The sequence below is a fragment of the Streptomyces sp. NPDC048718 genome, from assembly GCF_043198875.1.
Classification (GTDB): domain Bacteria; phylum Actinomycetota; class Actinomycetes; order Streptomycetales; family Streptomycetaceae; genus Streptomyces.
The window spans coordinates 64975-89186 of sequence record NZ_JBICVG010000003.1 but is presented as its reverse complement, the minus strand read 5'-3'; the positions used below and the strand labels follow the sequence as shown (position 1 = coordinate 89186).

The following is a 24212-nucleotide window of genomic DNA, read 5'->3' as shown; positions in this document are numbered from 1 at the left end:
CCGGGCCGGGCCGGTGTCAGGTGCCGTGCGGTACGGCCCGGCCCGGGGTCGGGGTCAGCGCACGCCGGCCGCGCGGATCAGCTCCTGCTTCACGGAGCCGCCCCGGTCGTCGCTCGCGCCCGCCCGCAGCGAGACGGACGCCGCCTGGCCCGGGACCGCCAGTTCGCCCCGGCCGTCGGCGTTCAGCGCGACCTTCGTCCAGGTCGCGCCCTCGTCGTACGAGGCCTCCAGCCACCGGCCGCCCAGCGTGCCGGTGCCGGTCGCGTCCTTCACATACTCGGCGTACATCCGCACCGGCAGCTTCTTGCCCGCCGGGACGTCGCCCGCGAGGTCGGTGGCGAGGTCGAAGCCGAGGTTGATCAGCGGGAGGTAGGTGATCCGGTCGGCCGGGGTGCGGGCGGAGCGGAAGGCCCACTCGGCGTGGCCCTTCGTGCCCAGGCGCCAGCGGTCCTGGTCGAGGGTGGTGTCGGTGACGACCTTGTAGTCGGCCTCCTCGGCGGGCGCGGACCAGACGTAGGCGCCGGAGCCGGTCTTGCGGTCGGCTCGCTCGCCGTTCACGTACACCTCGGTGAACTGGGTCATCGTCTCGTCGCCCCACACGTCGCCGAAGCCGGTGTGGTCGGGGCCGGAGTCGCCCCAGCCGGGGGTGTTGACGCGGATGGTGTCGCCGGTGCGCTCCTGGCCCCAGCCGAGGCCGGTGCCGAGCCAGGGGTGCCAGACCGGCTTGAACCAGTCCTTCGCGACCTCGCTGCCGCCCTTGTAGGTGGATATGCCGCCGCGCTGTTCCAGGGCGGTACTGTCGCCGCCGAGGTCGACGGACTCGTGCCAGCCCTGGCCCGTGCCGGTGGAGACGTACTCGGTGCGCTCGACCGGGTAGGAGATCCACTCCTTGAAGCCGATGCCGATCTTGAAGGTGTCGGTGAGGGAGTAGCGGAACTCGCCGCCGAGTTCCTTCTTGCCGGTCGGCATGTGGTACTTGGCGCGGAGCGTGGCGAGTTCGCCTCGGCCGGGCCGGTAGACGAGGTCGGTGCCGATGGCGCCGGGGTGCCCCTGGGAGAGGTCGTAGACGTACGGGGTGAAGCGGGTGCCGGTCACGTCGACGCGCTGACCTCGGGCGGCGAGGGTGGCCAGGCGCACGGCGTCGGCCTGGTTCACGGTGGCGACGGCGAGCGGCCGCTCCTGGTAGTCGGCGGTGCCGAACCAGGTCATCAGGCGGCCCGGCCGGTCGTCGGTGACGAACAGAGCCTTGGCGCCCGCGTCCTGGGCGGTCTGTGCCGCCTGCACCGGGTCGGCGCCGTCGGCGAGGCGGATCAGGACGGCCTTGCCGGTGATGTTCTTGCCGGCGTACTCGGCGGCGGTGCCGGTGCCCGCGTCGACGACCGTGAGCCGCCGGCGGCCTTCGAGGAGCGCGGTGCCGGGCTGCGTCGCGAGGTCGGTGAGCGCGGCGCTGGAGGCGGTGCCCTCCAGGAGCGGCTTGCCGAGCCGCCAGACGGTGCGGTACTCGAAGGTGCCCTCGGTGGGCTTGGCCGTCGGCGCGGTGAAGACCGAGTCGTAGGTGAGCGGGACCTGGACCGCGCCGAAGTGCGAGGCGCCGCCGCCCTTGCGGTCGAACTCCATCAGGAGCTGGCGGGTCTCGGTGCGCTGGTCGACGTCGGCGCGGACCTCGCGGAGCTTCGTTCCGTCGAGGGTGATCTCGCGGTCGCGGTCGAGGACGATCTCGGGGTCGATGAGGAGGCCGAGACCGAGGGAGTCCTTGCCGTGCGCGCCTCGGACGTCGAGGACGCCGTCGATGCTGTACGTGCCGGGCGTCAGGCGCAGCCTCAGGGTGCCGGACTCGCCGACGCCGGCCGGGAACGGGTCGACGCCCTTGGCCAGTTGGCGTACGGCGAGACTCGCCGTGGCCGGGGCTCCGTCCCGGTCCTTGACGTGGACGGTGAGGGAGTAGCGCTCCTCTTCCTTGACCAGGCCGAGCGCGGTGTGGGCGAGGACAGTGCCGCCGCTCGACGCGGTGACGCGGCCGGAGCTCGTGCCGACCGGGGCCTTGGTGCCGTCGCCGGTGACGGTGGTGCGCGCGGTGCCGTGCGCCGGGACGGTGAGGGTGCTGTCGGCGAGGGTCGCGGTGCCGGCCGGCATGCCCTCGACGGCCAGGTTCAACTGGACGGGTGCGTCGGTGGAGTTGCTGTAGGTGACGGTCTTGGTGACCGGCTTGTTTCCCTCGTACGGCCAGGCGTAGAAGCCGAGGTCGGCCGAACCGGTCGCGGACACCGTGGTGTTGATGGCGGCGGCCACGTCGACGCGGCCCGCGCCGAGGTCGTAGGCGGACGCGTCCAGCGTCTTGGAGCTGGACATGAGGGCGTCCTTGAGCTGGGCGCCGGTCCAGTCGGGGTGCCGTTCGGCGAGCAGCGCGGCGACGCCGGCGACATGCGGGGTCGCCATCGACGTCCCACTCATGGCGGTGTACAGGCCGCTGCCGGGCAGGAGTTGGGAGCGGGCGGCGAGGATGCCGACGCCCGGCGCGGAGAGATCGGGCTTGAGGGCCTGGTCGACGTAGCGGGGGCCCTTGGAGGTGAAGTAGGCGGCCTGATCGGCAAAGTCGACGGCGCCGATGGTGAGCGCGGAGTCGGCGGCGCCGGGCGAGCCGATGGAGCCGGGGCTGCCGGTGTTGCCGGCGGCGATGACGAACAGCGCGCCGGTCTCGGCGGAGAGGCTGTTCACGGCCTGGGCCATCGGGTCGGTGCCGTCGCTGGGCTCCTGGGAGCCGAGGCTCATCGACACGATCTTCGCGTCGATGTCGCGGGCGGCCCACTCCATGCCGGCGATGATCTCGGACTCGCTGCCGTAGCCCTCGTCGCTGAGGACCTTGCCGACGGCGAGGGTGGCGCCGGGGGCGACGCCCTTCTCCTTGCCGTCGGATCCGGCGCCGCTGCCGCCGACGGTGGAACTGACGTGGGTGCCGTGGCCGTTGCGGTCGGCGACCTGCTGGCCGGCGATGAAGGACTTGGACTCGGCGACGCGGCCGGCCAGGTCGGGGTGGGTGGTGTCCACGCCGGTGTCGAGGACGGCGACCTTGACTCCCTTGCCGGTGAGTCCGGCCTCCCAGGCCTTGGGGGTGCCGATCTGGGCGTTGGAGTCGGCCATGGCGGCCTTCACGCGGGCGTCGAGCCAGACCTTGGTGCCGGGCGTGGCCGTGGACGCGGTCGCGGTCGCGGTCGCGGTCGCGGTCGTGGTCCGCTGAACAGCGGCCTGGTCGGCCTGGGCGGTGAACGCGCGCCAGAACGCGGCGGGTTCGGTGACCGTGACGGCGCTGCCGCCGACGCTGGGCAGCGCGCGGACCGTCTTGGTGCCGCGCGGGGCGGGGGCCGTCTTCCGCGCGCCGCCGTTGCCCTTGCCACTGTCGGATCCGGAGCCGGAGCCGGGGTTCTGGGTGACGATCAGCGGCAGATCGCCGGTCAGACCCTGCTCGATCAGGCCGGTGACGTCGAAGAGACGGCGGTCGAGAGCGCCGGACGTCAGATAGGGCAGGGCTTCGTCGGGGATGACGCTGGTCCGGCCGTCCACCGTCTCGGTGCGGACGATCCCGGTGGCGCCCGGGGCGCGGTCGACGGTGACCGTCTGCCGGCCGCCGCCCAGGTCGGTGACGGTGACCCGGTCGCCGGTCACCAGGGTGACGGTGGTGGAGGCCGGCGCGGCGGCGCTCCGGAACGTGTCCGGCACGGCGGGCGACACCGCTCCGGCGGGCGTCTGGCCCGCCGTGAGCAGCGCCAGGGAAAGCCCGGCGGCGAGCAGACCGGCCCTTCCGGCCGCGGAAGGTCTGATCACGACGACTCCTCGGACACCCGGGGGAAGGGGGGTTCCGGGCGTCGCGATGAGTCTGGGCCGTGGAACGGGAGTTGACTCGTGTCACGGCTGGCGGCAATGTGCCGTGGCGGCCAACCGCCAGATCACGCCAGGGGGTTGCGCGGAGAGGGGTGCAAAGGGCAGTCCGGTTCGGAGGATGCGTGGTCCCGTACGGCGAACCCGGGCGAACCGGGGCGCCCGGCCTCCTCGTACGACCTCCCGTGACCGTACGCCCGTGACCGCCTCAGCCCGCCCGGATGTCGGGCGGGTCCGGGGCGCCGGGGCTCAGGCGACCGGGTCGCGCCCGTCGTACCGCCGAAACCCCTTTCCGTACAGGGCGAGCAGTCCGATGGCGAGGACACAGGCGAGACCGCCGCCGGTGATCGCCACGCCCGGTCCCGCGAGGTCGGCGACGGATCCCGCGAGGAAGTCGCCGAGCCGCGGGCCGCCCGCGACGACCACGATGAACACGCCCTGGAGCCGGCCGCGCATCTCGTCCGGGGCGGCGACCTGGAGCATCGTGTTCCGGAAGATCATCGAGACGGTGTCCGAGTAACCCGCGACGGCGAGCAGCAGCAGTCCGAGCCACAGATTGCGCGTGAGCCCGAAGGCCGCGATGGCCGTGCCCCACGAGGCGACCGCGAGCAGGACCGCCTGGCCGTGGTGGTGGATCCGGCCCTGCCAGCCGGACAGCACTCCGCCGAGCAGCGCGCCGAACGCCGGTGCGGCGACGAGGAGTCCGGTGGTCCGGGCGTCCCCGCCGTACCAGAGGACCGCGATCGCGGGGAACAGCGCGCGGGGGTGGGCGAGGATCATCGCGCAGAAGTCCGAGAAGAACGTCATGCGCAGATTGGGCCGGGTGCCGAGGAAACGCAGCCCGTCGAGGACGGAGGCGCGTCCGGCGTCCGCGCCGGCGGCCCGCTCGGGCGGCATGGAGGGCAGCCGCCACATCGCGTAGAGGGAGGCGGAGAAGGCGATGGCGTCGATGAGGTACGCGGTCTGGTAGCCGGACACGCCGACGACGAGGCCGCCGAGGCTGGGCCCGACGAGCGTGCCGAAGGTCATGGTCATCGAGTTGAGCGCGTTGGCGGCGCGCAGCTGCCCGGCCGGCAGCAACCGGGGGATCATCGAACTTCGGGCCGGTGAGCTGAGGGCCACGCACACGGCCTGGAGGGCGACGATCCCGTACAGGAACCAGACCCGGTGGAAACCGGCGAACGCGGCGACGGCGAGCCCCGCGGAGAGCACGGCGAGACCGCTGGAGCTGACGAGGCCCAGCTTGCGGCGGTCGACGGTGTCGGCGATGGCGCCGCCGTACAGCCCGAACACGACGAGCGGGACGAGTGCGCAGAGTCCGACGAGGCCGACGGAGAACGAGGACCGGGTCAGGTCGTACACCTGGAGCGAGATGGCCAGGGCGGTCATGCCCTGGCCGACCCAGGTGACGCTGGTGCCGAACCAGAGCCGGCGGAAGTCGGGCGAGGTGCGCAGCGGGGTGAGATCGGCGAACAGCCGGCGCTCCCGGCCCCCGGGGCTCTCGGTCCTCGTCGCCCCGCCCTCGGATATCGGGCCGCCGCTGTCGGATATCGGGCCGCTGTCGGACGTCCAGGCGGGCTTCTCCCCCGCGCCCGCGCCCGTCCCCGCCCCCGGGCCCGGGCCCTTCTGGGTGGCGCTCACGCGGCGTCGGCCGTGAGGTCGTAGCGCAGCTCGGGGCGGTCCCAGTGGATGTGTCCGGTGCGGCGGACGGTGCCGGTGCGGCGGGCGCCGGTGCGCAGGTAGAACTCCTCGGCGGGCGGATGGGCCACGACGCGTATGGAGGTGAGCCCGGCGGCCCGCCCCTGCTCGATCATGTGCTCCATGAGCAGCCGCCCGATGCCGCGCCCCTGGGCGTCGTCGGCGACGAAGGCGAGGTCCAGCTCGGCCTCGTCGAGGAGCAGCGCGTAGAAGCCGAGGACCCGGCCCTGGGTGTCGACGGCGACGTAGACGAGGTGATGCTCGATGTACGAGCCGCCGACCTGGTAGCCGTCGACCATCGAGGCGTACTCGCCGGCGTAGGCGCCGGAGGTGCGGACGAGCTTGGCGAGCCGTCGGGAGTCGTCGGCGGTGGCGCGCCGGAGAGTGATGTCGGACATGGTTCGAGTATAGGAGTGACTACCAGGGAAGATCCTTACATTTCGACCGCTTCCGCGGGTGCCGCAAGACGGGAGCGGGGGCCACCTAAGGTGGGGCCTCATGAGCGAATGGCAGATATCCGACGAGGAGGGCGGCCGGCTCGCCGCCCGTTGGTGGCAGTGGGCGCAGTCGGCACCGGAGGAACGCAACCCGGTCGCGGACACGACCGGGGAGCACGCGGGCTGGGGGCAGCCGGACGACGTGTGGTTCCTCGCCGGCACCTACGGCGGCCGGGTGGTGCGCCGCTGCGAAATCCCGGCGGGCCGCCCGCTGTTCCTGCCGGTCCTCAACCGCGTGCACACGAAGGCGCATTCGCGCACGCCGCTGGGTCTGGACCTCGCCCACGCGCGGGCGTATCTCAACGGCGCCCCGATCCCCTTCCGCCGGCTGACCACCCGACCGTTCCGCATGGGCGACCGCATGTATCTGTCGTGGGGCATCTGGGCCGCCGTCACGCCGCTCCTCCCGGGGCAGTACGTCCTGGAGGTCGACGCGGCGTCGACGGGCGGCTTCCACGTCGACACGACGTACCACCTGACCGCCGTACCCGCGTAGCCCGCCGTACCCGCGTAGCCCGCCGAACACGCCGGCGCCCGCCATGACGACGTTCCACCTGAGCGGCCGAGGGTCCGGGCGGGTGCTGTTCCCCGCCCGACGCGAGGGTGGCTCGCCGCCTACAGGCTGAGCACGATCGCCGCACCCACGCCCGCGAGCCCCAGGGCGACCGCCGCCTCCATCCAGCCGCCCTTGCCCCAGCGGAAGGGCCGGTCGGCGGCCAGCCGGCCGGGGCCGATGGCGGCGACGGCCAGGGCGACGACGGCGATGGCCACGTTGTACTCCACGCCGTTGTCCGACATCCACAGTCCATGCGCGCCGGTGACCATGACCATCGCGTTGATCATCACGCCGATCAGGGCGGCGGCGGCCAGCGGTGTCAGCAGCCCGAGGGCGAACCCGAGTCCGCCGAGCAGCTCGGACAGGCCCGCCGCCAGGCCGTAGACCTCGCCCGGGTGGTACCCCATGGCGTCGAACTCCTTGCCGGTCTTCGCAAGGCCCGGGCCGCCGAAGAGCCCGAAGAGTTTCTGCGCCCCGTGCCCGGCCATCAGCAGGCCGAAGGTGAGCCGGAGCAGCAGCAGTCCGGCATCGGCGGCGGCCGTCCTGCTCGAATGGGTGAACGCAGGCCGCTCTCCCGATCCCCGGGACGAGGCCAACGGGTTCAGGGCGCTTGGGGGCCGCATACGGATGCTCCGATGACTGGGACGCCGACAGGCCGCCCCCGCTCGACGGGACGCCGAACACCAAGACCGGACTACCCCCGTCGCGTCGCGCGCAGTCCCCGACCCGCCGCAGGTCACCACAACGTCGCCGTGGCTTACCCCGTACGGCGCAACGGCAGCCGCCGCGACGGGAGGGCGGCGGCCATCGGCGGCCTGAGCCGGAAAACGTGGCGGGCCGACGGCCAACGGGTGCAGCATCGTGCTCGCACACAACGGAAGGGGAAGAACATGCTGATACGCGTGGGACGGCCGGCCAGGTGGGGTGCGGCGGTGACGGCGTTGGCGGCGATGCTCTGCGCGGCGGGCGCGGGGCCCGCGGCGGCAGGCCCGAACGAGCGAACGCAGAATCAGGTGCGGGCGGGAGGGCAGGCGCCGGGGCAGGAACCGAGCGGCTGGCAGCCGCTCCACACGGCGCCGTTCGAGCAGAAGGCCGGTGACGTCTGCTCGTTCGCGCTCAAGGGCGACATCGTTCAGGACGGCGAGCGGATCCGTACGCTGGCCTGGGACACGGCGGGCCGGCCCACCGTGCAGCAGGTCACGGGCCCGCTGACGATCCGTTTCACCAACGAGTCCACCGGCGCGTCCGTCGTACGCGCCGTGCCGGGAATCGCCACCATCCAGTACCACCCGGACGGCAGCCAGACCTGGGCCGGCAGCGGCCACATGGCAGTGGCCTTCCATTCCGGCAACCCTTACCACGCACCCGGCGAGTACATCCTGAACGGACGCATCGATCTGGAGCTCCACCCGGGTGTCGGGGCCGAGCTGACCTCTCTGAAGGGAACCAGCGAGAACCTCTGCGACACCCTGGCCGGCTAGAACCTGCCGGTGGGGCCGCCCGCCCGGTCAGAGGATCATGCAGGTGGTGGTGGCGTGGGCGATCAGTTTGCCCTGCTCGTCCCGCACCCTGCCCTCGGCCGTGGCGGTGCGGCGCCCGGCATGGATGACGGTGCCCTCGGCGGTGAGCTTCTGCCCGTCGGTACGGGCGGCCCGGATGTAGTTCACCTTGAGTTCGAGGGTCGTGTACGAGGTGCCGGCCGGGAGCGTGGTGTGGACCGCGCAGCCCATGGCCGAGTCGAGCAGGGTGGCCGCGATGCCGCCGTGGACGGTGCCGAGGGGGTTGGCGAAGTCCGGACGGGTGTCGAGGGAGACGACGACACGGCCGGGCTCGACCTCGTCGAAGCGCATGCCGATCAGCCGGCCGATGGAGGGGATGCCGTCGGGGTGCTCGGTCCGCACCCGGCGCATCAGTTCCAGACCGGTCATGGCGGTGGGGTCGGGGGTGGCCACGGGTTCCTCTCCTTGTCCGTACGGACCCGGTCGGCACGTACGGGTACGGGTACGGGTACGGGTACGGGTGCGAGTGCGGGTACGGGTGCGAGTGCGGGCGAGTCCCTCACCCGAATGCGTTTCCCGGCATTCCCTATTCTCCGCCGCATCCCTCTCCCCCGGAACCCGAAAGGCCGACCCCGGTGAATTCCGGGCGCGATGCCACGCGAGCCGCCCACGAGGGAGCGCGTCCCTCCGTAAGGTGGGCGATCGATCCGTATATGACGGAGAAAATGGCCGGATCATCCGATTTCCCGAGTGGGAGTGCCTGTGATTCGTAAAAGACTGGCGTCCTTGCCAGTGGTCCTCATCGCGGTGATCGCGACGGTCTTCGCGTTCCCGGCGTCCGCCTGGAGCGCGAGCACGGGCCCCCGGGTCCAGGCGGCTGCCTCGCACGCGGTCGCCCCGGCGTCCGCGGTCTCCTCGGGCGGCGGACGGGTCACGGGCTCCGGCGTCGCACTCCCGGGGGATTCGGCGTCGCGTGCCGGCCATGGTTCCGGCGTTCACGACTTCGCACCGGCCGCCGCCCCGCGTGCCCATGCCCCGTATGCCCCGCGGAGCGGCGGGATTTCCAGGGAAAACGCCGCAGGCGATAACGGTCGCGGATTCCTCGACTTCGGCGGTTCGGTGACCACCCTGCCGCTCGGCAAGCTGTCACCGAATAAGTCCGGCATCACCTCGGGCAAAAACGGCTCCGATCAGCGCCGCCTCGGCAGACTCGCGCCTTTCACGGTGATCTACGACGGCAACGGCGCCACGTCCGGCACCCCTCCGGTGGACCCCAACGCCTACCAGCAGGACGACATCGTCACGGTCCTCGGACCGGGCGACCTGACCAGGAACGGGTATCTGTTCGCGGGCTGGTCGACGTCCCCCACCGGGTTCCCCGAGTACCACCCCGGCAACACCTTCGTCATCACCGGCGACATCACCCTGTACGCGGTGTGGGAGCAGGAACCCGCCACCCTCACGGTCACCTACGACGCCAACGGCGGGTTCGGCTCCCCTCCGGTGGACCCGAACCTCTACTCCCCCGGCCAGGCGGTCACCGTCCTCGGGCCGGGCGGCCTGACCAGGGCCGGCTACACCTTCCTGGGCTGGTCCACCGACCCCTTCGGCGGCGCCCAGTACCAGCCGGGCGAAGTCTTCTTCATCACCGGCGACACCACCCTCTACGCGGTCTGGGCGGCCGAGCCCTTCATGGTGACGTACGACGCCAACGGTGGGTCAGGTACTCCTCCGGTCGACCCCACCGTCCACCACTACGGCGACCCGGTCACCGTCCTCGGGCCGGGGGACCTGAACAAGGCGGGCTACACCTTCCTCGGCTGGTCCACGAACCCCGCGGCCGTCTCCCCCGACTACCAGCCGGGCGACACCTTCACCATCACCAGCGACACCACCCTGTACGCGGTGTGGCAGCAGGAGCCCGCCACCCTCACGGTGACGTACAACGGCAACGGCGAGACATCCGGCACCCCTCCGGTGGACCCCAACGTCTACCACCCCGGTGACACCGTCACCGTCCTCGGGCCGGGCGACATGACCAGGGCCGGGTATGTGTTCATCGGCTGGTCCGTGGGCTCCGGCGGCTCTCCCCAGTACCACCCCGGCGACACCTTCACCATCTTCGAGGACACCGCCCTCTACGCGGTGTGGCAGCAGGAACCGGCCACCCTCACCGTCACCTACGACCCCAACGGCGGGTCCGGCGCCGCCCCGGTGGACCCCGACACCTACCGCCCCGGCGACACGGTGACCGTCCTCGGGCCGGGGGATCTGACCCGAGCCGGGTACCGGTTCGTGGGCTGGGCCACGACCCCTTCGGCCGCCTCCCCCGAGTACCAGCCGGGTGACACCTTCACCATCACCGGCGACACCACCCTGTACGCGGTGTGGGAGCAGGAGCCCGCCACCCTCACCGTCACCTACGACGGCAACGGCGAGACGTCCGGCACTCCTCCGGTCGACCCCAACACCTACCGCCCCGGCGACACCGTCACCGTCCTCGGATCGGGCGACCTGACCAAGACCGGCTACACCTTCCTGGGCTGGTCCACCGATCCCGCCGCCACCACCGCCCAGTACCAGCCGGGCGACACCTTCACCATCTTCGACAACACCACCCTCTACGCGGTGTGGCAGCAGGAACCCGCCACCCTGACCGTCACCTACGACGGCAACGGCAACACCTCCGGCACTCCTCCGGTCGACCCCAACACCTACCACCCCGGCGACACCGTCACCGTCCTCGGACCGGGCGACCTGACCAAGACCGGGTACGTCTTCCTCGGCTGGGCCACGAGCCCCGCGGCCGCCACTCCCGAGTACCAGCCGGGTGACACCTTCACCATCACCGGCGACACCACCCTGTACGCGGTGTGGCAGCAGGAACCCGCCACCCTCACGGTGACGTACAACGGCAACGGCGAGACGTCCGGCACCCCTCCGGTCGACTCCAACACCTACCACCCCGGCGACACCGTCACCGTCCTCGGACCGGGCGGCCTGACCAAGACCGGCTACACCTTCCTCGGCTGGTCCACCGACCCCGCCGCCACCACCGCCCAGTACCAGCCGGGCGACACCTTCACCATCACCGAGAACACCACCCTCTACGCGGTGTGGGAGCCCTCGGCCTTCTCGCACCTGACGCTCAACAAGCGGGTGGTCTCCGCCGGGCCGTTCGAGGTGGGCGACACGGTCGAGTACGCGTACACGGTCACCAACACCGGCAACACCGCCCTCAGCGATGTGACGGTCACCGACGACAAGGTCGCGACGGTCACCTGTGAGGCGACCACGCTGGCCGCCGGCCAGAGCACGACCTGTTCCGGCAGCCACACGATCACGGACGCCGACATCACCCCGTGCGAGCCGGTCCACGCTCCGGCGACCCGCGGCGGGGGCACGACCTGCGCGGTCACCAACACCGCCCGCGCGCACGGGACCGACCCGCAGGGCGACACGGTCACCAGCGACCCGGCCACCGCCACCATCGAGGTGAACACGGGCGAGCCCTGCGACCACGAGCACGGCTACGGCGACAACGGATACGGCCACGGCACCGGCCACGAGTACGGCACCGGAGAGGAGCGGACGGCGTGACCCACTGACTTCCCCCGGACCCCACCGGAGAGGGAACGGGCCTGTGGCCGCAGACGAGTTCTTCGCTGCGGCCACAGGCTTTTTCGTACGGTGGGGGGCGCGCACCACGACGATCCCCGCGCGGCACCCGGGCCCTGCCCCCGACAGCCGTCACCCGCTTCGTCGCCGCGATGGACGAACGCGCTGGCGACCCTGATGGTCAGCGCCTTGGAGGGCGCCATCCTGATCGCCCGGGCCGAACGCGACACCCGCGCCCTGACGACGGCCCGCCTTGTCCGGACGACCCCTGTGGTGCGGTCGAAGCTGCGGCGTAGTCTCCGCAGGAGACGCCCTCGGCGCTGTCGCCGCTTGAGGCGACGGCTGCGGAAGGGCGCCCGGACGGAGCAGCCGGCGTCCCGGGACGCCATGGAGGCCGAGCACTTGAGGTCGGCGTCGGCGAGTGCGTCGACGATGCCGTGAGGCGTGAGCGGCGATCCGGTCGATCGGCAGCACGGTGTCGTCCAGGAGCACGGACTCCTTGGTCCGCGCGAAGCGCATCGCCTCGGCCGGGGTGAGCGAGCGCGGCCGCTACGTCGACGGCCTCGCCTCGATGGCCCGCCGGGTCGCCCTTCGGTGACACCGCCGACGACCGCGCTGTCCGCGATCACACGGGACCCCTCGGGTGGAGGGAGGACATACGGTGCACGCATGCCGCCCTACAGTTCCGCTCCAGTCCGCGGCGTCCCGGCCGGCAGCCCAGGCGCCCTCTCCGCCTCCGCCAAGCGGACGATCGCAGGGTTGTCCCTGTGGTGGCCGGCATCGCCCCTCGCCTTCGTCCTTTCCACGGTTGTCGGCCTCAGCTCGCGCGATCGCGGTCCGTTCTGGGAAGTCGCCTCCGCCGTGCTGCTGTGGTCGGGCATCGGCGGCGTGGTGGTCGCCCCCGCCGTAGGGCTTCTGATCGCCTTCCGCCTACGGCAGCGGCCGGCCCGTCGGCGCTTCGCGATCATGGGTGCGGTATCCCTCGTTGTGTGCGCCCTCGCGCTGCTCTTCTGGGAGTTCGCGATGGAGTGTGCACCCGGCCAGGCCTGCTGACGGCTGCGTTCTCTGCTGTCAACCGGCTCTTTCGGGCCAACTTCCCTGCCAGTTGCTCCTCGATCCGCCATTCGCACACCACGGACCTTAGGTTGACCAAAAGCGACGCTGTCCCGGCCCAGGGGCCGGAGCAGACGCCGGCCAATGCCGGGGGCATTGCGGTCATGGAGGTCCTATTGCCATGCCGTGACATGCCTCTGCCGCGACGGACGGGAGTTGCCGCATGGCCGACGAGATGGCCGCACGCATCGGCCAAGCGGCTAGCCGCCCAGCAGTCCTGACAACCGCCGCCACCTGGCGCCCGGGACCGCTCACCCACGAACTCGGCATGGGGCCGCAGCCCGTGGGCAAGCGGCGGCGTTTCCGCAGTGCCGGAGGGAGGGGCTGATGGACGGGCTGATGGACGAGCCCCTCCGTCCGGCACTCTTTTGTGTACCCAGGCCGGCGGAACGACACAGATCGGGTGCAGTCAGCAGGCCGTCACGGCACCTCGATCGCAAAGGCGGCCGAAAGAACGACCGGCCGGTCAGCGAGAGCCAGACTGGCGAAATCGACACCGTGTGCGGCGTGTCACACACAGGAGCCGTGGGATCGCCGTGGGATCATCGCTATCGCTCCCCCGCTCGCGTTCTACCCAAAACCCCAGATCAAGCAGATCAGGACCCCGCCGAGGCAGCCCTGGACACCCGATTCGCCGCACCGACGCGAGGCGAACGCTGCCGGCGGAAACACCCCTCCAGGGGCGTTTTCGCTGGTCACAACGTTCCTTCTGTGGTGGGGCGGGTGGGACTCGAACCCACGGCCGACGGATTATGAGTCCGCTGCTCTAACCGGCTGAGCTACCGCCCCGAACACCACGGCGCGTACAAGTGTGCGCGCCGTCTGCCGCAGCATAGCCGCTCATACGATCTCCTGCTCCGAATGGTCGGCCACACCCGATCCTGAGGACTCACGGCAGCGCCGTACGGTTCCCCAGGAACGGAAAAAGGACCCCGAAGGGTCCTCTTTCGCTCGCTCCCCCGACTGGACTCGAACCAGTAACCCTCCGGTTAACAGCCGAATGCTCTGCCAATTGAGCTACAGGGGATCGCGCTCCCCCGACTGGACTCGAACCAGTAACCTGCCGGTTAACAGCCGGCTGCTCTGCCAATTGAGCTACAGGGGATTGCTGCGTTGCATCGAACGGACCCACCTCGGGCTTCCCCGGGCGGCGTTCGCTCGCTGCGACACATACATTAGCGCAAGTAGGGGGGTGCTCCGCCAATCGGTGTCCCCAGGACGCTCCAGGGAAGGCTCACAGGTGCGGTACAAGCTGATCTTCGTCGCCGGTCTGGCCCTCGGTTTCGTCGCCGGGACACGGGCAGGACGGGAGCAGTACGAGCGGATGAGGAAGTGCGCGCGGCAGGTCGCGCGGAACCCCGTCGTGCGCAACGCGGCCGAAACCGCCGCCCAGACCGGCCGCCACACCGCCAGGAAGGCCGTGCGGGCCGCCGGCGAGCAGGCGAAGCGGATCAAGGAGCGGTGCGGGAAGGACGGGGAGTACGGGACCGAGGGCTCGTACGACGACGACTGGGGCACCAGCAACACCTGACGGTCTGCGGACCAGGCCGGACCGGACCGGACCCGCGCGGCGCCCCCGTTCCACGACGCCCCCGCGGGCCCGCAGGCCCGTGCACCCGTACGCATACGCGTACACGCACACGTACGCACGCGACCGCCCACGGCACCCGGCCGCCCGGCTCCGGCCCCGCCCCCGTACGCCCCGACTCGTCGCGGCGTACCTCGCATCGCCCCGTATCGCCGCGCATAGCGGGGTATCCCGGCGTATCCACGGTCCCGCGTACGGCAGAATCTTCCGTCATGGGGATAGTCGCCGGTCTGGACAGCTCTTCCGACTCCACGCGCATCGTCGTCTGTGACGCCGACACGGGTGCCGTGCTGCGGCAGGGCCATGCCCCGCACGCGATCGAGCCCAAGGCCACCGACGTCGATCCGCAGGCCTGGCTGCTGTCCCTCGGGGAGGCCGCCGGCGGCGGGCTGCTCGAAGGGGTGCAGGCGATCGGGGTCGCCGCGCAGCAGAACGCGCTCGTCCCGCTCGACCCGCAGGGCAACCCCGTCCGGCCCGCGCTGGCCGGCAACGACAAGCGGGCGCAGGTCGCCGCCGCCGATCTCGTCGAGTCGTTCGGCGGGCGCCAGGCATGGGCCGACGCCGTCGGCACCGTGCCGCAGGCGCAGATGCCGATCGCCAAGCTGCGCTGGCTCGCCCGCACCGAGCCCGAGCACGCCCAGCGCGTCGGGATGGTCCTCCAGCCGCACGACTGGCTGGTCTGGCAGCTGCTCGGCCGGCCCGCGCGCCGCACCACCGACCGCGGCGCGGCCTCCGCGACCGGCTACTGGTCGGCCCGCGGCGGCGGCTACCGCCCCGACCTCGTCGAACTCGCCCTCGGCCACCAGGCCATGCTGCCCGAGGTACTCGGCCCCGCCGAGGCCGCCGGCACCACTCCCGAGGGCCTGCTGATCTCCGCCGGCACCGGCGAGACCATGGCCGCCGCGCTCGGCCTCGGTCTCGGCACCGGCGACGCGGTGGTCTCCCTCGGCGCCTCCGGTTCGGTCATGGCCGTGCACCACGAGGCCCTCTCCGACCCGAACGGCATGATCACCGGCTACGCCGACGCCGCCGGGATGCATCTGCCGGTCGTGCACACGTCCAACGCGGTACGGGCGCTGCGCGGCACCGCCGAGATGCTGGGCGCGCAGTCCCTGGAGGAGCTGTCCGCGCTCGCGCTCACCTCGACGCCCGGCGCCTCCGGCCTCGTCCTGCTGCCCTACCTGGAGGGCGAGCGGACCCCGAACCTGCCGCACACCGCGGGCACGCTGAGCGGGCTGCGCCGTGAGTCGATGAAGCCCGAGCACCTGGCCCGCGCGGCCTTCGAGGGCATGCTCTGCTCGCTCGCCGACGCGATGGACGTCCTGCGCGGACGGGGTGTGGAGGTACGGCGGGTGTTCCTGCTCGGCGCGAGGGCCGGGCTGCCCGCGGTGCAGGCGCTGGCGCCCGCGCTGTTCGGCGCGCAGGTCGTCGTCCCCCAGCCCGCCGAGTACGCGGCCCTCGGCGCCGCGCGGCAGGCGGCCTGGGCGCTCGGGGTGTCCCAGGGGACGCTCTCCCCGTCCGCTCCCCCGGCCTGGCAGGGTGCCGCCGCGCAGGTCTTCGAGGCCGGCGACGAGCTGGCGGTGGGTCAGGCCGTGCGGCAGCAGTACGCGGCGACCCGGGAGCAGATTCACCCCGGGGCGTTCACCGGCTGAGCCGCCCCGGGCCCGGCCCGTGCTCTGCCCGGGCCATGCACCCGGTCCGCACGCCCCGACCCGTACGCCCCACCGGGCCCGCCCGGCCCGTCCGGCGTGCCTCCGCGCGCCCCGCCGTGCTCCGCCCGCTTCGCCCTGCCCCGCCGTGCTGCGGCGTGCCCCGAGCGGCCCGGCGCGGCCCGGCCGACACCGCCCCGGCCCCGGCCCGCCCCCGCCAGGCCTCCCACCGATCCCCCGCGCGCCCCCTGCCGTCCCCTGCCGATCTCCCCAGCCCTCCGGGGCCTTCTCCCAGGTCAGCCCCGAGGCCGTGCCCGAGGCACCGCCGTACCCGCCCCCGCCCCGCGCCCAAAGCGGCCTCCGGCCGCCCCCACTCCCGACCCGCTCCCGCCCCCGCTCTCCGGCAGCGCGCCCCTCCGCCAAGTCTTGGCCAGGGCTTTACGCGACGCGCGATATTCCCTCGTAACGGCCCGTCGGCGCGGGCGATAGTAGAACCCGTGCTCATAAGACTTCTCCGAACCCACCTTCGGCCGTACCGGAAATCCATCGGCTTGCTGGTGCTGCTCCAGTTGCTGCAGACCAGTGCCAGCCTCTATCTGCCGACCCTGAACGCCGACATCATCGACCAGGGCGTCGTCCGCGGGGACACCGGCTACATCCTGCGGTTCGGCGCGCTGATGATCGGCGTGTCCGTGGCCCAGGTGCTGTGCAACATCGGGGCCGTGTACTTCGGTGCGCGCACCGCCTCCGCGCTCGGGCGGGACGTCCGGGCCGGGGTGTTCGAGCGGGTGCAGTCCTTCTCGTCCCGCGAGGTCGGCCAGTTCGGCGCGCCGTCGCTGATCACCCGGACCACCAACGACGTCCAGCAGGTCCAGATGCTGGTCCTGATGGCGTTCACCCTGATGGTCTCCGCGCCGATCATGTGCGTCGGCGGCATCATCCTGGCCCTCGGCCAGGACGTGCCGCTGTCGGGTGTGCTCGTCGCGGTGGTGCCGGTGCTCGGCATCTCGGTGTCGCTGATCGTCCGGAAGATGCGGCCGCTGTTCAGGACCATGCAGACGCGCCTGGACACGGTGAACCGGGTGCTGCGCGAGCAGATCACCGGCAACCGGGTCATCCGCGCCTTCGTCCGCGACGACTACGAGCGCGGCCGGTTCAAGGGGTCGAACACCGAGCTGACCGAGGTGTCGGTGGCCACCGGCCGGCTGATGGCGCTGATGTTCCCGATCGTGATGACGGTCGTGAACATCTCGTCGATCGCCGTCGTGTGGTTCGGCGCGCACCGGATCGACAGCGGCGACATGCAGATCGGCGCGCTGACCGCGTTCCTCGCGTATCTGATGCAGATCGTGATGGCGGTCATGATGGCCACCTTCATGTTCATGATGGTGCCGCGCGCCGAGGTGTGCGCGGAGCGCATCGAGGAGGTCCTGGAGACCGAGTCCAGCGTCGTCCCGCCGGCCGAGCCGGTGCGGGAGCTGAAGCGGCGCGGGCATCTGGAGGTCAGGAACGCGGACTTCCGGTATCCGGGCGCCGAGGAATCGGTCCTGCGGGACGTCGAGCTGGTGGCCCGGCCGGGTGAGACGACCGCGATCATCGGGTCGACGGGCAGCGGCAAGTCGACGCTGCTCGGCCTGGTGCCGCGGCTGTTCGACGTGACCGGCGGCGAGGTGCTCGTCGACGGGGTGGACGTACGGTCGCTGGATCCCGCGCTGATGGCGCGGACGGTCGGGATGGTGCCGCAGAAGCCGTATCTGTTCTCCGGGACGGTGGCGACCAATCTGCGGTACGGCAATCCGGACGCGACCGACGAGGAGCTGTGGCGCGCGCTGGAGGTGGCGCAGGCCAAGGACTTCGTGTCGAAGCTGGAGGGCGGGCTCGACGCGGCGATCGCGCAGGGCGGCACGAATGTCTCCGGCGGTCAGCGGCAGCGGCTCGCGATCGCCCGCACGCTGGTGCAGCGGCCGGAGATCTATCTCTTCGACGACTCCTTCTCGGCCCTCGACTACGAGACGGACGCGCTGCTGCGGGCCGCGCTCGCCGAGGAGACCTCCGACGCGACCGTGGTCATCGTCGCCCAGCGGGTGGCGACGATCCGCGACGCCGACCGGATCCTGGTGCTCGACGAGGGCCGGGTCGTCGGCAGCGGCCGGCACCACGAACTGATGGCGGACAACGAGACGTACCGGGAGATCGTGCTCTCCCAGCTGACCGAGGCGGAGGCAGCCTGATGGCCGGTCCTGGCGGACGAATGATGGCCGGCGCCGGCAGCCCGGACTCGAAGTCGATGGACTTCAAGGGGTCGGGCAAGCGGCTGCTGAAGCGGCTCGCGCCGGAGCGCCGCGCGCTGTGGGTGATGCTGATCACCGGTGTGCTGTCGGTGGCGGCCTCGGTGTTCGGGCCGAAGATCCTCGGCCGGGCCACCGACCTGATCTTCGCGGGCATCGTCGGGCGGCAGCTGCCGGGCGGGGTCAGCAAGGACCAGGCGATCGAGGGGCTGCGCGCCAAGGGCGACTCGGGGATGGCGGACATGCTGTCCGGGGTGTCGTTCACACCCGGGAAGGGCATCGACTTCTCGGCCGTCGGCGAGGTCCTGGGTCTGGCACTGGTCGTGTACATCCTGGCGGGCCTGCTGATGCTGGTCTCCAGCCGGATGTCGATCAAGATCATCAACCGTACGGTCTTCCGGATGCGCGAGGACGTCCAGGCGAAGCTGGCGCGGCTGCCGCTGTCGTACTTCGACAAGGCCCAGCGCGGCGAGGTGCTTTCGCGGGCGACGAACGACATCGACAACATCTCGCAGACCCTCCAGCAGTCGATGGGCCAGCTGATCAACTCGCTGCTGACCATCGTCGGCGTGCTGGTGCTGATGTTCTGGATCTCGCCGCTGCTCGCGGTGGTGGCGCTGATCACGGTGCCGGTGTCGGTGGTCGTGGCGACGAAGATAGGCAAACGTTCGCAGCCGCACTTCGTGCAGCAGTGGAAGACGACGGGCACGCTCAACGCGCACATCGAGGAGATGTACACCGGCCACACGCTGGTGAAGGTCTTCGGCCGGCAGGAGGAGTCCGCGAAGGATTTCCGCGAGCAGAACGAGGCGCTGTACGAGGCCGGGTTCAAGGCCCAGTTCAACAGCGGCGTGATGCAGCCGGTCATGATGTTCGTGTCGAACCTGAACTACGTCCTCGTGGCGGTGGTCGGCGGTCTGCGGGTCGCGAGCGGCAATCTGTCGATCGGTGACGTGCAGGCGTTCATCCAGTACTCGCGGCAGTTCTCGATGCCGCTGACGCAGGTCGCCTCGATGGCGAACCTGGTGCAGTCGGGCGTGGCCTCCGCCGAGCGGATCTTCGAGCTGCTCGACGCGGAGGAGCAGGCGCCGGACGCGTCGGCGAGCGAGCGGCCGGTGGAGCTCAAGGGCAAGGTGGCGCTGGAGAAGGTCGCCTTCCGTTACGAGACGGACAAGCCGCTCATCGAGGATCTGTCGCTGACGGTGGAGCCGGGGCAGACGGTCGCGATCGTCGGTCCGACGGGCGCCGGCAAGACGACGCTGGTGAACCTGCTGATGCGGTTCTACGAGGTGACGGGCGGCCGGATCACCCTCGACGGCGTGGACGTGTCGCGGATGCGGCGCGAGGACCTGCGCGCGGGCATCGGCATGGTGCTCCAGGACACCTGGCTGTTCGGCGGCACGATCGCCGAGAACATCGCGTACGGCGCTGCGCGCGAGGTGAGCCGGGCGGAGATCGAGGAGGCCGCGAGGGCGGCGCACGCCGACCGATTCATCCGGACCCTGCCGGAGGGCTACGACACCGTCATCGACGACGAGGGCACCGGGGTCAGCGCCGGTGAGAAGCAGCTGATCACCATCGCGCGGGCGTTCCTGTCCGACCCCGTGATCCTGGTCCTCGACGAGGCGACGAGCTCGGTGGACACCCGTACCGAGGTGCTGATCCAGAAGGCGATGGCGCGGCTCGCGCACGGGCGGACGTCGTTCGTGATCGCGCACCGGCTCTCCACGATCCGGGACGCGGACGTGATCCTGGTGATGGAGAACGGCTCGATCGTCGAACAGGGCACGCACGAGGAGCTGCTGACGTCCGGTGGGGCATATGCCCGGCTGTACGCGGCGCAGTTCGCGCAGGCGGTCGCCGAGGTCGACTGACGGACGCGAGCGGCACGAGCGCGGCGCGAGCGCGGGGCGCCCCGAGGGGAGGCATATGCCACTCCTCGGGGCGCCCTGTTTTCGTGCGGTCGGCGCGGTCGCACTGTCGGTGCGGTCAGCGCGGGCCGTGCGGTCGGTGCGGTCAGCGCGGGCCGTGCGGTCGGCCGTGGGTCAGGGGCGGTTCCTCCTTGTGCTCGGGAAGCCGTTCACACGGCGTCTCAGGCGGACTGGTCGTAGCCGTCGCCGTACTCGTGTCCGTGGTCCTCGCAGACGTTCTCGCCGTACTCGCCGTACTCCTTCGGCGGGCAGACGGCGGAGATCCTGAGCCGGACGTCCGGGCTGGTCACCGGGTGGCCCTCCGGGTCGGTCCCGGTGGCGTGGGCCGTGTTGGTGACATGGCCGGCCTTGGCGTCGGCGACGGTCACCGTGTACGTCCCCGTGCACGTGGTGTGCGCGCCGGGGGCCAGGGTCGTGTCCTCGCAGGTGACGGCGGTGACCTTGTCGTCGGTCACGGCGAGGTCGTGCAGCGCCGTCTGGCCGCCGTTGGTCACGGTGTAGGTGTACGTGATCGTGTCACCGGGCTTGACCGGGCCGTGCGTGTCGGCCGTCTTGGCGACGGTCAGCCGCGAGGCTCCGGCGACGGGCACGGTGACCTCGTCGGGCGGGCTCGTCACCGTGCCGCCCTCCGGGTCGGTGCCCGTGGCGCGCGCCGTGTTGGTGACCTGGCCGGCCGCGCCGTCGGCCGCGGTCACCGTGTACGTCCCCGTGCAGGTCGTGCTCGCACCGGGTGCCAGCGAGGTCGCCTGGCAGGTGACGCCGGTGACCTTGTCGTCGGTCACGGCGACGCCGGTCAGCGCCGTCTGACCCGTGTTGGTGACGGTGTAGGTGTAGGTGACCGTGTCACCCACATGCACCGGCCCGGGCGGGTTGGCCGTCTTGTGGACCGTCATCGAGGAGGTGCCGATGACGGGCACGGTGACCGAGTCCTCGGGGCTCGTCACGGTGTCGCCGCCGGGGTTGACGCCGGTGGCGTGCGCCGTGTTGGTGAGGCTGCCGGCGGTGCCGTCGGCGGCGGTCACCACGTACGTACCCGTGCAGGTGGCGCTCTCGCCGGGGGCGAGGGTGGTCCGGTCGCAGTTGACGCCTGTGACGTGGTCGTCGGTCACGCCGACGCTGTGCAGGGTCACCGTGCCCGTGTTGGTCACGGTGTAGGCGTAGGTGACGGTGTCACCGACATGGACCGGGCCGGTGGAGGCGGTCGTCTTGTCGATGGTCATCGAGGAGACGGCGACCACCTCCAGGGTGACCTCGGCCGGCGGGCTCGTGACGGGGTTGTTCTCCGGGTCGGTGCCGGTGGCCCGGGCGATGTTGCGCAGCGGGCCCGGGGCGTCGGCCTGGGCCACCACGTACGTCCCCGCGCACGTGGTGCTCGCGCCCACCGCCAGGGAGGTCGCCTGACAGGTGACGGTCGCGACATGGTCGTCCTGGACGGCGATGTTCGTCAGTGCCGTCTGACCCGAGTTGGTCACGGTGTAGGTGTACTGGACGGTCTCGCCGATCTGGACCGGACCGGGCGTGTTCGCCGCCTTCTCGATCGTCAGCCCCGAGGTGCCGATGACGGGCACGGTGACCTCGTCCTCCGGGCTCAGGACGGCCCCGCCCTGCGGGTTGGTCCCCCGGGCCTGGGCGCGGTTGCGGACGTGTCCGAGGCCCCCGTCGGCGGCGGTCACCGTGTACGAGCCCGTGCAGACGGTGCCCGCGCCGGGCGCGAGTGTCGTCACTGGGCAATTGACGGGGTTCACATGGTCGTCGAAGACGGCGATCTCGGTCAGGGTCGTCTCACCGGTGTTGAGCAGCGTGTACCGGTAGGTGATCGTGTCCCCGATGTGGACCGGTCCTGCCGTGTTCGCCTCCTTGTCGAGGGCGAGCGAGGACGTGCCGACGACCTGGATCGTCGCGTCGGTCGGCGGCGACTCGATCGGGGTGCCGTTCGAGCTGCCGGCGGCGTGGGCGTGGTTGGTGACCGAGCCTGCCGTGCCGTCGGCGGCGGTCACCACGTACGTCCCCGTACAGGTGGTGGTGTCGCCGGGCTGGCCCGCCGGGGCGAGGGTCGTCGCGGCGCAGGTGATGCCGGTGACCTTGTCGTCCACGACGGAGAGGCCGGTGATCTCGGTGCCGCCGGTGTTGGTGACGACGTACTCGTACGTCACCGTGTCACCGACGTTGAACGGGCCGAGGCCCTGGGCCTCCTTCTCGATGACGAGGCCCGGCGGCGCGTCGATCGGCACCGTGACGGTGGAGTCCGGCGATTCGACCGGATCGCCGTCCGAGGTGCCGGTGGCCCGCGCGGTATTGGTGACATGGCCCGCCGCGACATCCGCGGCGGTGATCACATAGGTGCCCGTACAGGTGACGGTATCGCCCGGTTGGAGCACGGTGACGGGGCAGGTGATCGTCCCCACCTTCGGGTCGACGACACCGAGGTCGTTGATCGGGGTGTTGCCCGAGTTGGTGACGACGAAGTCGTAGTCGACCGGGGTGCCGGGCGTCAGCTCGCCGGGCCGGGGCTCGTGCACCTGCTTGACCAGGTTGAGTTCGGGCAGCGGCTGGTCGGTGGTGACGACGACGTTGCGGATGAGGTGGACGTCGGTCCACAGGCCGGTCGAGCCCGCGAAGCCGAACTTGAAGGTGGACGGGACCGGCAGCGGAGCGGGCGTCTGGAGCGCCTGGTGGAAGCCGGTGCCGTCGTTGAAGTCCACGTCGATGGTCAGGACCGGCGCCGGGGCCGGGGTCAGGTGGACGTGCACCCGGCGGCGGGACGGCTCCAGGAGGGTCTCCGCCTGCTGCGGGGTCACTCCGGGCGGCATCACGGTGAGCGGGCCCTGCAGCTTACCCGGCAGGGTGGAGGGCCACGGCGGGTTGGGGCCGAAGTTGCTGACCGTCGACGTCATGAAGCAGTAGCCCACGGTCCCGTCGCCGGGGCCGCGGACGGTGATCGTGTTCGGTCCGGGGGCGGGCACCCGGATCCCGGTGCCGGCCGGGGAGCGGGTGGCGCAGCCATTGCCGCGGTGCTCCCAGTCCCCGAAGTAGTTGCCGAGGACGTCGAGTCCGACGCCGAGGTAGCCGCGGTCGACGCCGGGCAGCATCTCCAGGCCCGGATTGTCGTCGGGGAGCTTCTGCGCGTAGCCGAGGCTGCCGCCGAAGGCTCCGGGGTGGGCGAGCGAGGTGTCGCCGTTGACGAGGAAGAAGGAGATGCCGTCGGCCGGGGTGTTCGGCGTGGTGCTGCCGTACTGCCACTGGTCGAAGGTCACGTCCAGACCGGCGCCGGCCGGCAGGGCCTGGTCGAACAGGACGGCGCCGCTCTCGTCGTTCCCGGCGTCGGTGAGCCGGAGGTAGCCGTGCGGCGCGGCGTCGAGCGGGGGCATCGGCCCGAGCTCGAGGGGCGGGCAGCCGGTGAGCGGGTGGCTGCCGGACTGCGCCGGGGCCGAGGGCGCACCGGTCAGACAGGCGGAGCCGACGGCGGTGAACCGGTCGTCGGCGGTGGCACCGGTGAAGGTCTCGTTGAGGAGTTCGCTGCCCAGGCGGGGCCTCGGGGCCCCCGCGGGCTTCGCAGCGGGGGCGGCCGGCTGGGTGGGGACGGCGGACGCGGGGGTCGCGGGCTTCGCGGCGGCCGGCTGCGTGACGGCCGTCGACTTCCCCGGCTTCCCCGCCGCCGGCTTCCCGGCGGCCGTCGCCGCCGCCGTCGGGTCGGGGGCGTCGGCCTGGGCGAACGTGGCCGCCAGACCGGTGGTCAGCAGGCCGAGCGTGGCCGCCGTCGATACGAAGCGGGCCACTCGGGCACGAAGCCGAGGGGGCCCGCAGTCTCTTCTCGTCATGTGACGTCTATGCGCACAGACAGTTACTAATTATCTCAAAATAGTATTAACGAGCGTGAAGTTACCTCCAATGAGCGACGGGGT

14 protein-coding genes, 3 tRNA genes and 1 pseudogene are annotated in these 24212 nt (G+C 71.6%); 9 read left to right on the top strand and 9 right to left on the bottom strand.

Annotation, left to right across the window (positions count from 1 at the left end):
* Positions 1-54 precede the first annotated feature (54 nt).
* The 3 genes from ACGFRB_RS06055 to ACGFRB_RS06045 form a co-directional block, all read right to left on the bottom strand.
* Positions 55-3819 (bottom strand): S8 family serine peptidase, encoded by a 3765-nt coding sequence (locus tag ACGFRB_RS06055; protein ID WP_393239655.1) that lies wholly within the window; start codon positions 3817-3819, stop codon positions 55-57.
* Between the two features lie 303 nt (positions 3820-4122).
* Positions 4123-5403, bottom strand: coding sequence for an MFS transporter (locus ACGFRB_RS06050; RefSeq protein WP_393240540.1), 1281 nt, complete (start codon positions 5401-5403; stop codon positions 4123-4125).
* A gap of 107 nt (positions 5404-5510) precedes the next feature.
* Positions 5511-5969, bottom strand: coding sequence for a GNAT family N-acetyltransferase (locus ACGFRB_RS06045; protein ID WP_393239652.1), 459 nt, complete (start codon positions 5967-5969; stop codon positions 5511-5513).
* 100 nt (positions 5970-6069) lie between these two features.
* On the opposite strand from ACGFRB_RS06045, the gene ACGFRB_RS06040 reads away from it, so the two are divergent.
* Positions 6070-6564, top strand: coding sequence for a hypothetical protein (locus ACGFRB_RS06040; RefSeq protein ID WP_393239649.1), 495 nt, complete (start codon positions 6070-6072; stop codon positions 6562-6564).
* Positions 6565-6683: 119 nt separating this feature from the next.
* Here the strand turns inward: ACGFRB_RS06040 and ACGFRB_RS06035 are convergent, their stop codons facing one another.
* Positions 6684-7247 carry a DoxX family membrane protein gene (locus ACGFRB_RS06035; RefSeq protein WP_393239646.1) on the bottom strand — a complete coding sequence of 188 codons (564 nt, stop codon included), beginning with the start codon at positions 7245-7247 and terminating at the stop codon, positions 6684-6686.
* A 267-nt stretch (positions 7248-7514) separates the two neighbouring features.
* On the opposite strand from ACGFRB_RS06035, the gene ACGFRB_RS06030 reads away from it, so the two are divergent.
* Entirely contained in the window at positions 7515-8105 is a 591-nt protein-coding gene (locus tag ACGFRB_RS06030; protein ID WP_393239643.1) for a hypothetical protein, read from the top strand.
* 27 nt (positions 8106-8132) lie between these two features.
* On the opposite strand, the gene ACGFRB_RS06025 is transcribed toward ACGFRB_RS06030, so the two are convergent.
* Positions 8133-8552, bottom strand: coding sequence for a PaaI family thioesterase (locus ACGFRB_RS06025; protein ID WP_363006604.1), 420 nt, complete (start codon positions 8550-8552; stop codon positions 8133-8135).
* 690 nt (positions 8553-9242) lie between these two features.
* Here ACGFRB_RS06025 and ACGFRB_RS06020 point away from each other — a divergent pair.
* The 3 genes and pseudogenes from ACGFRB_RS06020 to ACGFRB_RS06010 all read left to right on the top strand — a co-directional run bounded on the left by ACGFRB_RS06020 (position 9243) and on the right by ACGFRB_RS06010 (position 12794).
* On the top strand, positions 9243-11723 hold the full coding sequence (locus ACGFRB_RS06020) for an InlB B-repeat-containing protein (protein WP_393239640.1): 2481 nt from the start codon (positions 9243-9245) through the stop codon (positions 11721-11723).
* A gap of 180 nt (positions 11724-11903) precedes the next feature.
* Positions 11904-11987 (top strand): annotated as a pseudogene (locus ACGFRB_RS06015) (TetR/AcrR family transcriptional regulator); the annotation flags it as partial.
* A 423-nt stretch (positions 11988-12410) separates the two neighbouring features.
* Positions 12411-12794 (top strand): hypothetical protein, encoded by a 384-nt coding sequence (locus ACGFRB_RS06010; protein ID WP_393239637.1) that lies wholly within the window; start codon positions 12411-12413, stop codon positions 12792-12794.
* A gap of 772 nt (positions 12795-13566) precedes the next feature.
* On the opposite strand, the gene ACGFRB_RS06005 is transcribed toward ACGFRB_RS06010, so the two are convergent.
* The 3 genes from ACGFRB_RS06005 to ACGFRB_RS05995 form a co-directional block, all read right to left on the bottom strand.
* Positions 13567-13643, bottom strand: a tRNA-Ile gene (locus tag ACGFRB_RS06005).
* A gap of 165 nt (positions 13644-13808) precedes the next feature.
* Positions 13809-13881, bottom strand: a tRNA-Asn gene (locus ACGFRB_RS06000).
* A gap of 5 nt (positions 13882-13886) precedes the next feature.
* Positions 13887-13959 (bottom strand) — tRNA-Asn (locus ACGFRB_RS05995).
* Positions 13960-14094: 135 nt separating this feature from the next.
* On the opposite strand from ACGFRB_RS05995, the gene ACGFRB_RS05990 reads away from it, so the two are divergent.
* The 4 genes from ACGFRB_RS05990 (at position 14095) to ACGFRB_RS05975 (ending at position 20253) form a co-directional block, all read left to right on the top strand.
* Positions 14095-14385 carry a YtxH domain-containing protein gene (locus tag ACGFRB_RS05990; RefSeq protein WP_363006261.1) on the top strand — a complete coding sequence of 97 codons (291 nt, stop codon included), beginning with the start codon at positions 14095-14097 and terminating at the stop codon, positions 14383-14385.
* Between the two features lie 269 nt (positions 14386-14654).
* On the top strand, positions 14655-16094 hold the full coding sequence (locus ACGFRB_RS05985) for an FGGY family carbohydrate kinase (protein ID WP_363006263.1): 1440 nt from the start codon (positions 14655-14657) through the stop codon (positions 16092-16094).
* A gap of 494 nt (positions 16095-16588) precedes the next feature.
* Complete coding sequence (locus tag ACGFRB_RS05980; protein ID WP_393239633.1) at positions 16589-18322, top strand: ABC transporter ATP-binding protein; 1734 nt, start codon at positions 16589-16591, stop codon at positions 18320-18322.
* Positions 18322-20253, top strand: a complete 1932-nt coding sequence (locus ACGFRB_RS05975; protein WP_393239630.1) for an ABC transporter ATP-binding protein — start codon at positions 18322-18324, stop codon at positions 20251-20253. The genes ACGFRB_RS05980 and ACGFRB_RS05975 overlap by 1 nt, the downstream gene beginning before the upstream one ends.
* 218 nt (positions 20254-20471) lie before the next feature.
* Here the strand turns inward: ACGFRB_RS05975 and ACGFRB_RS05970 are convergent, their stop codons facing one another.
* On the bottom strand, positions 20472-24086 hold the full coding sequence (locus tag ACGFRB_RS05970) for a hypothetical protein (RefSeq protein ID WP_393239627.1): 3615 nt from the start codon (positions 24084-24086) through the stop codon (positions 20472-20474).
* Between the last annotated feature and the right edge of the window lie 126 nt (positions 24087-24212).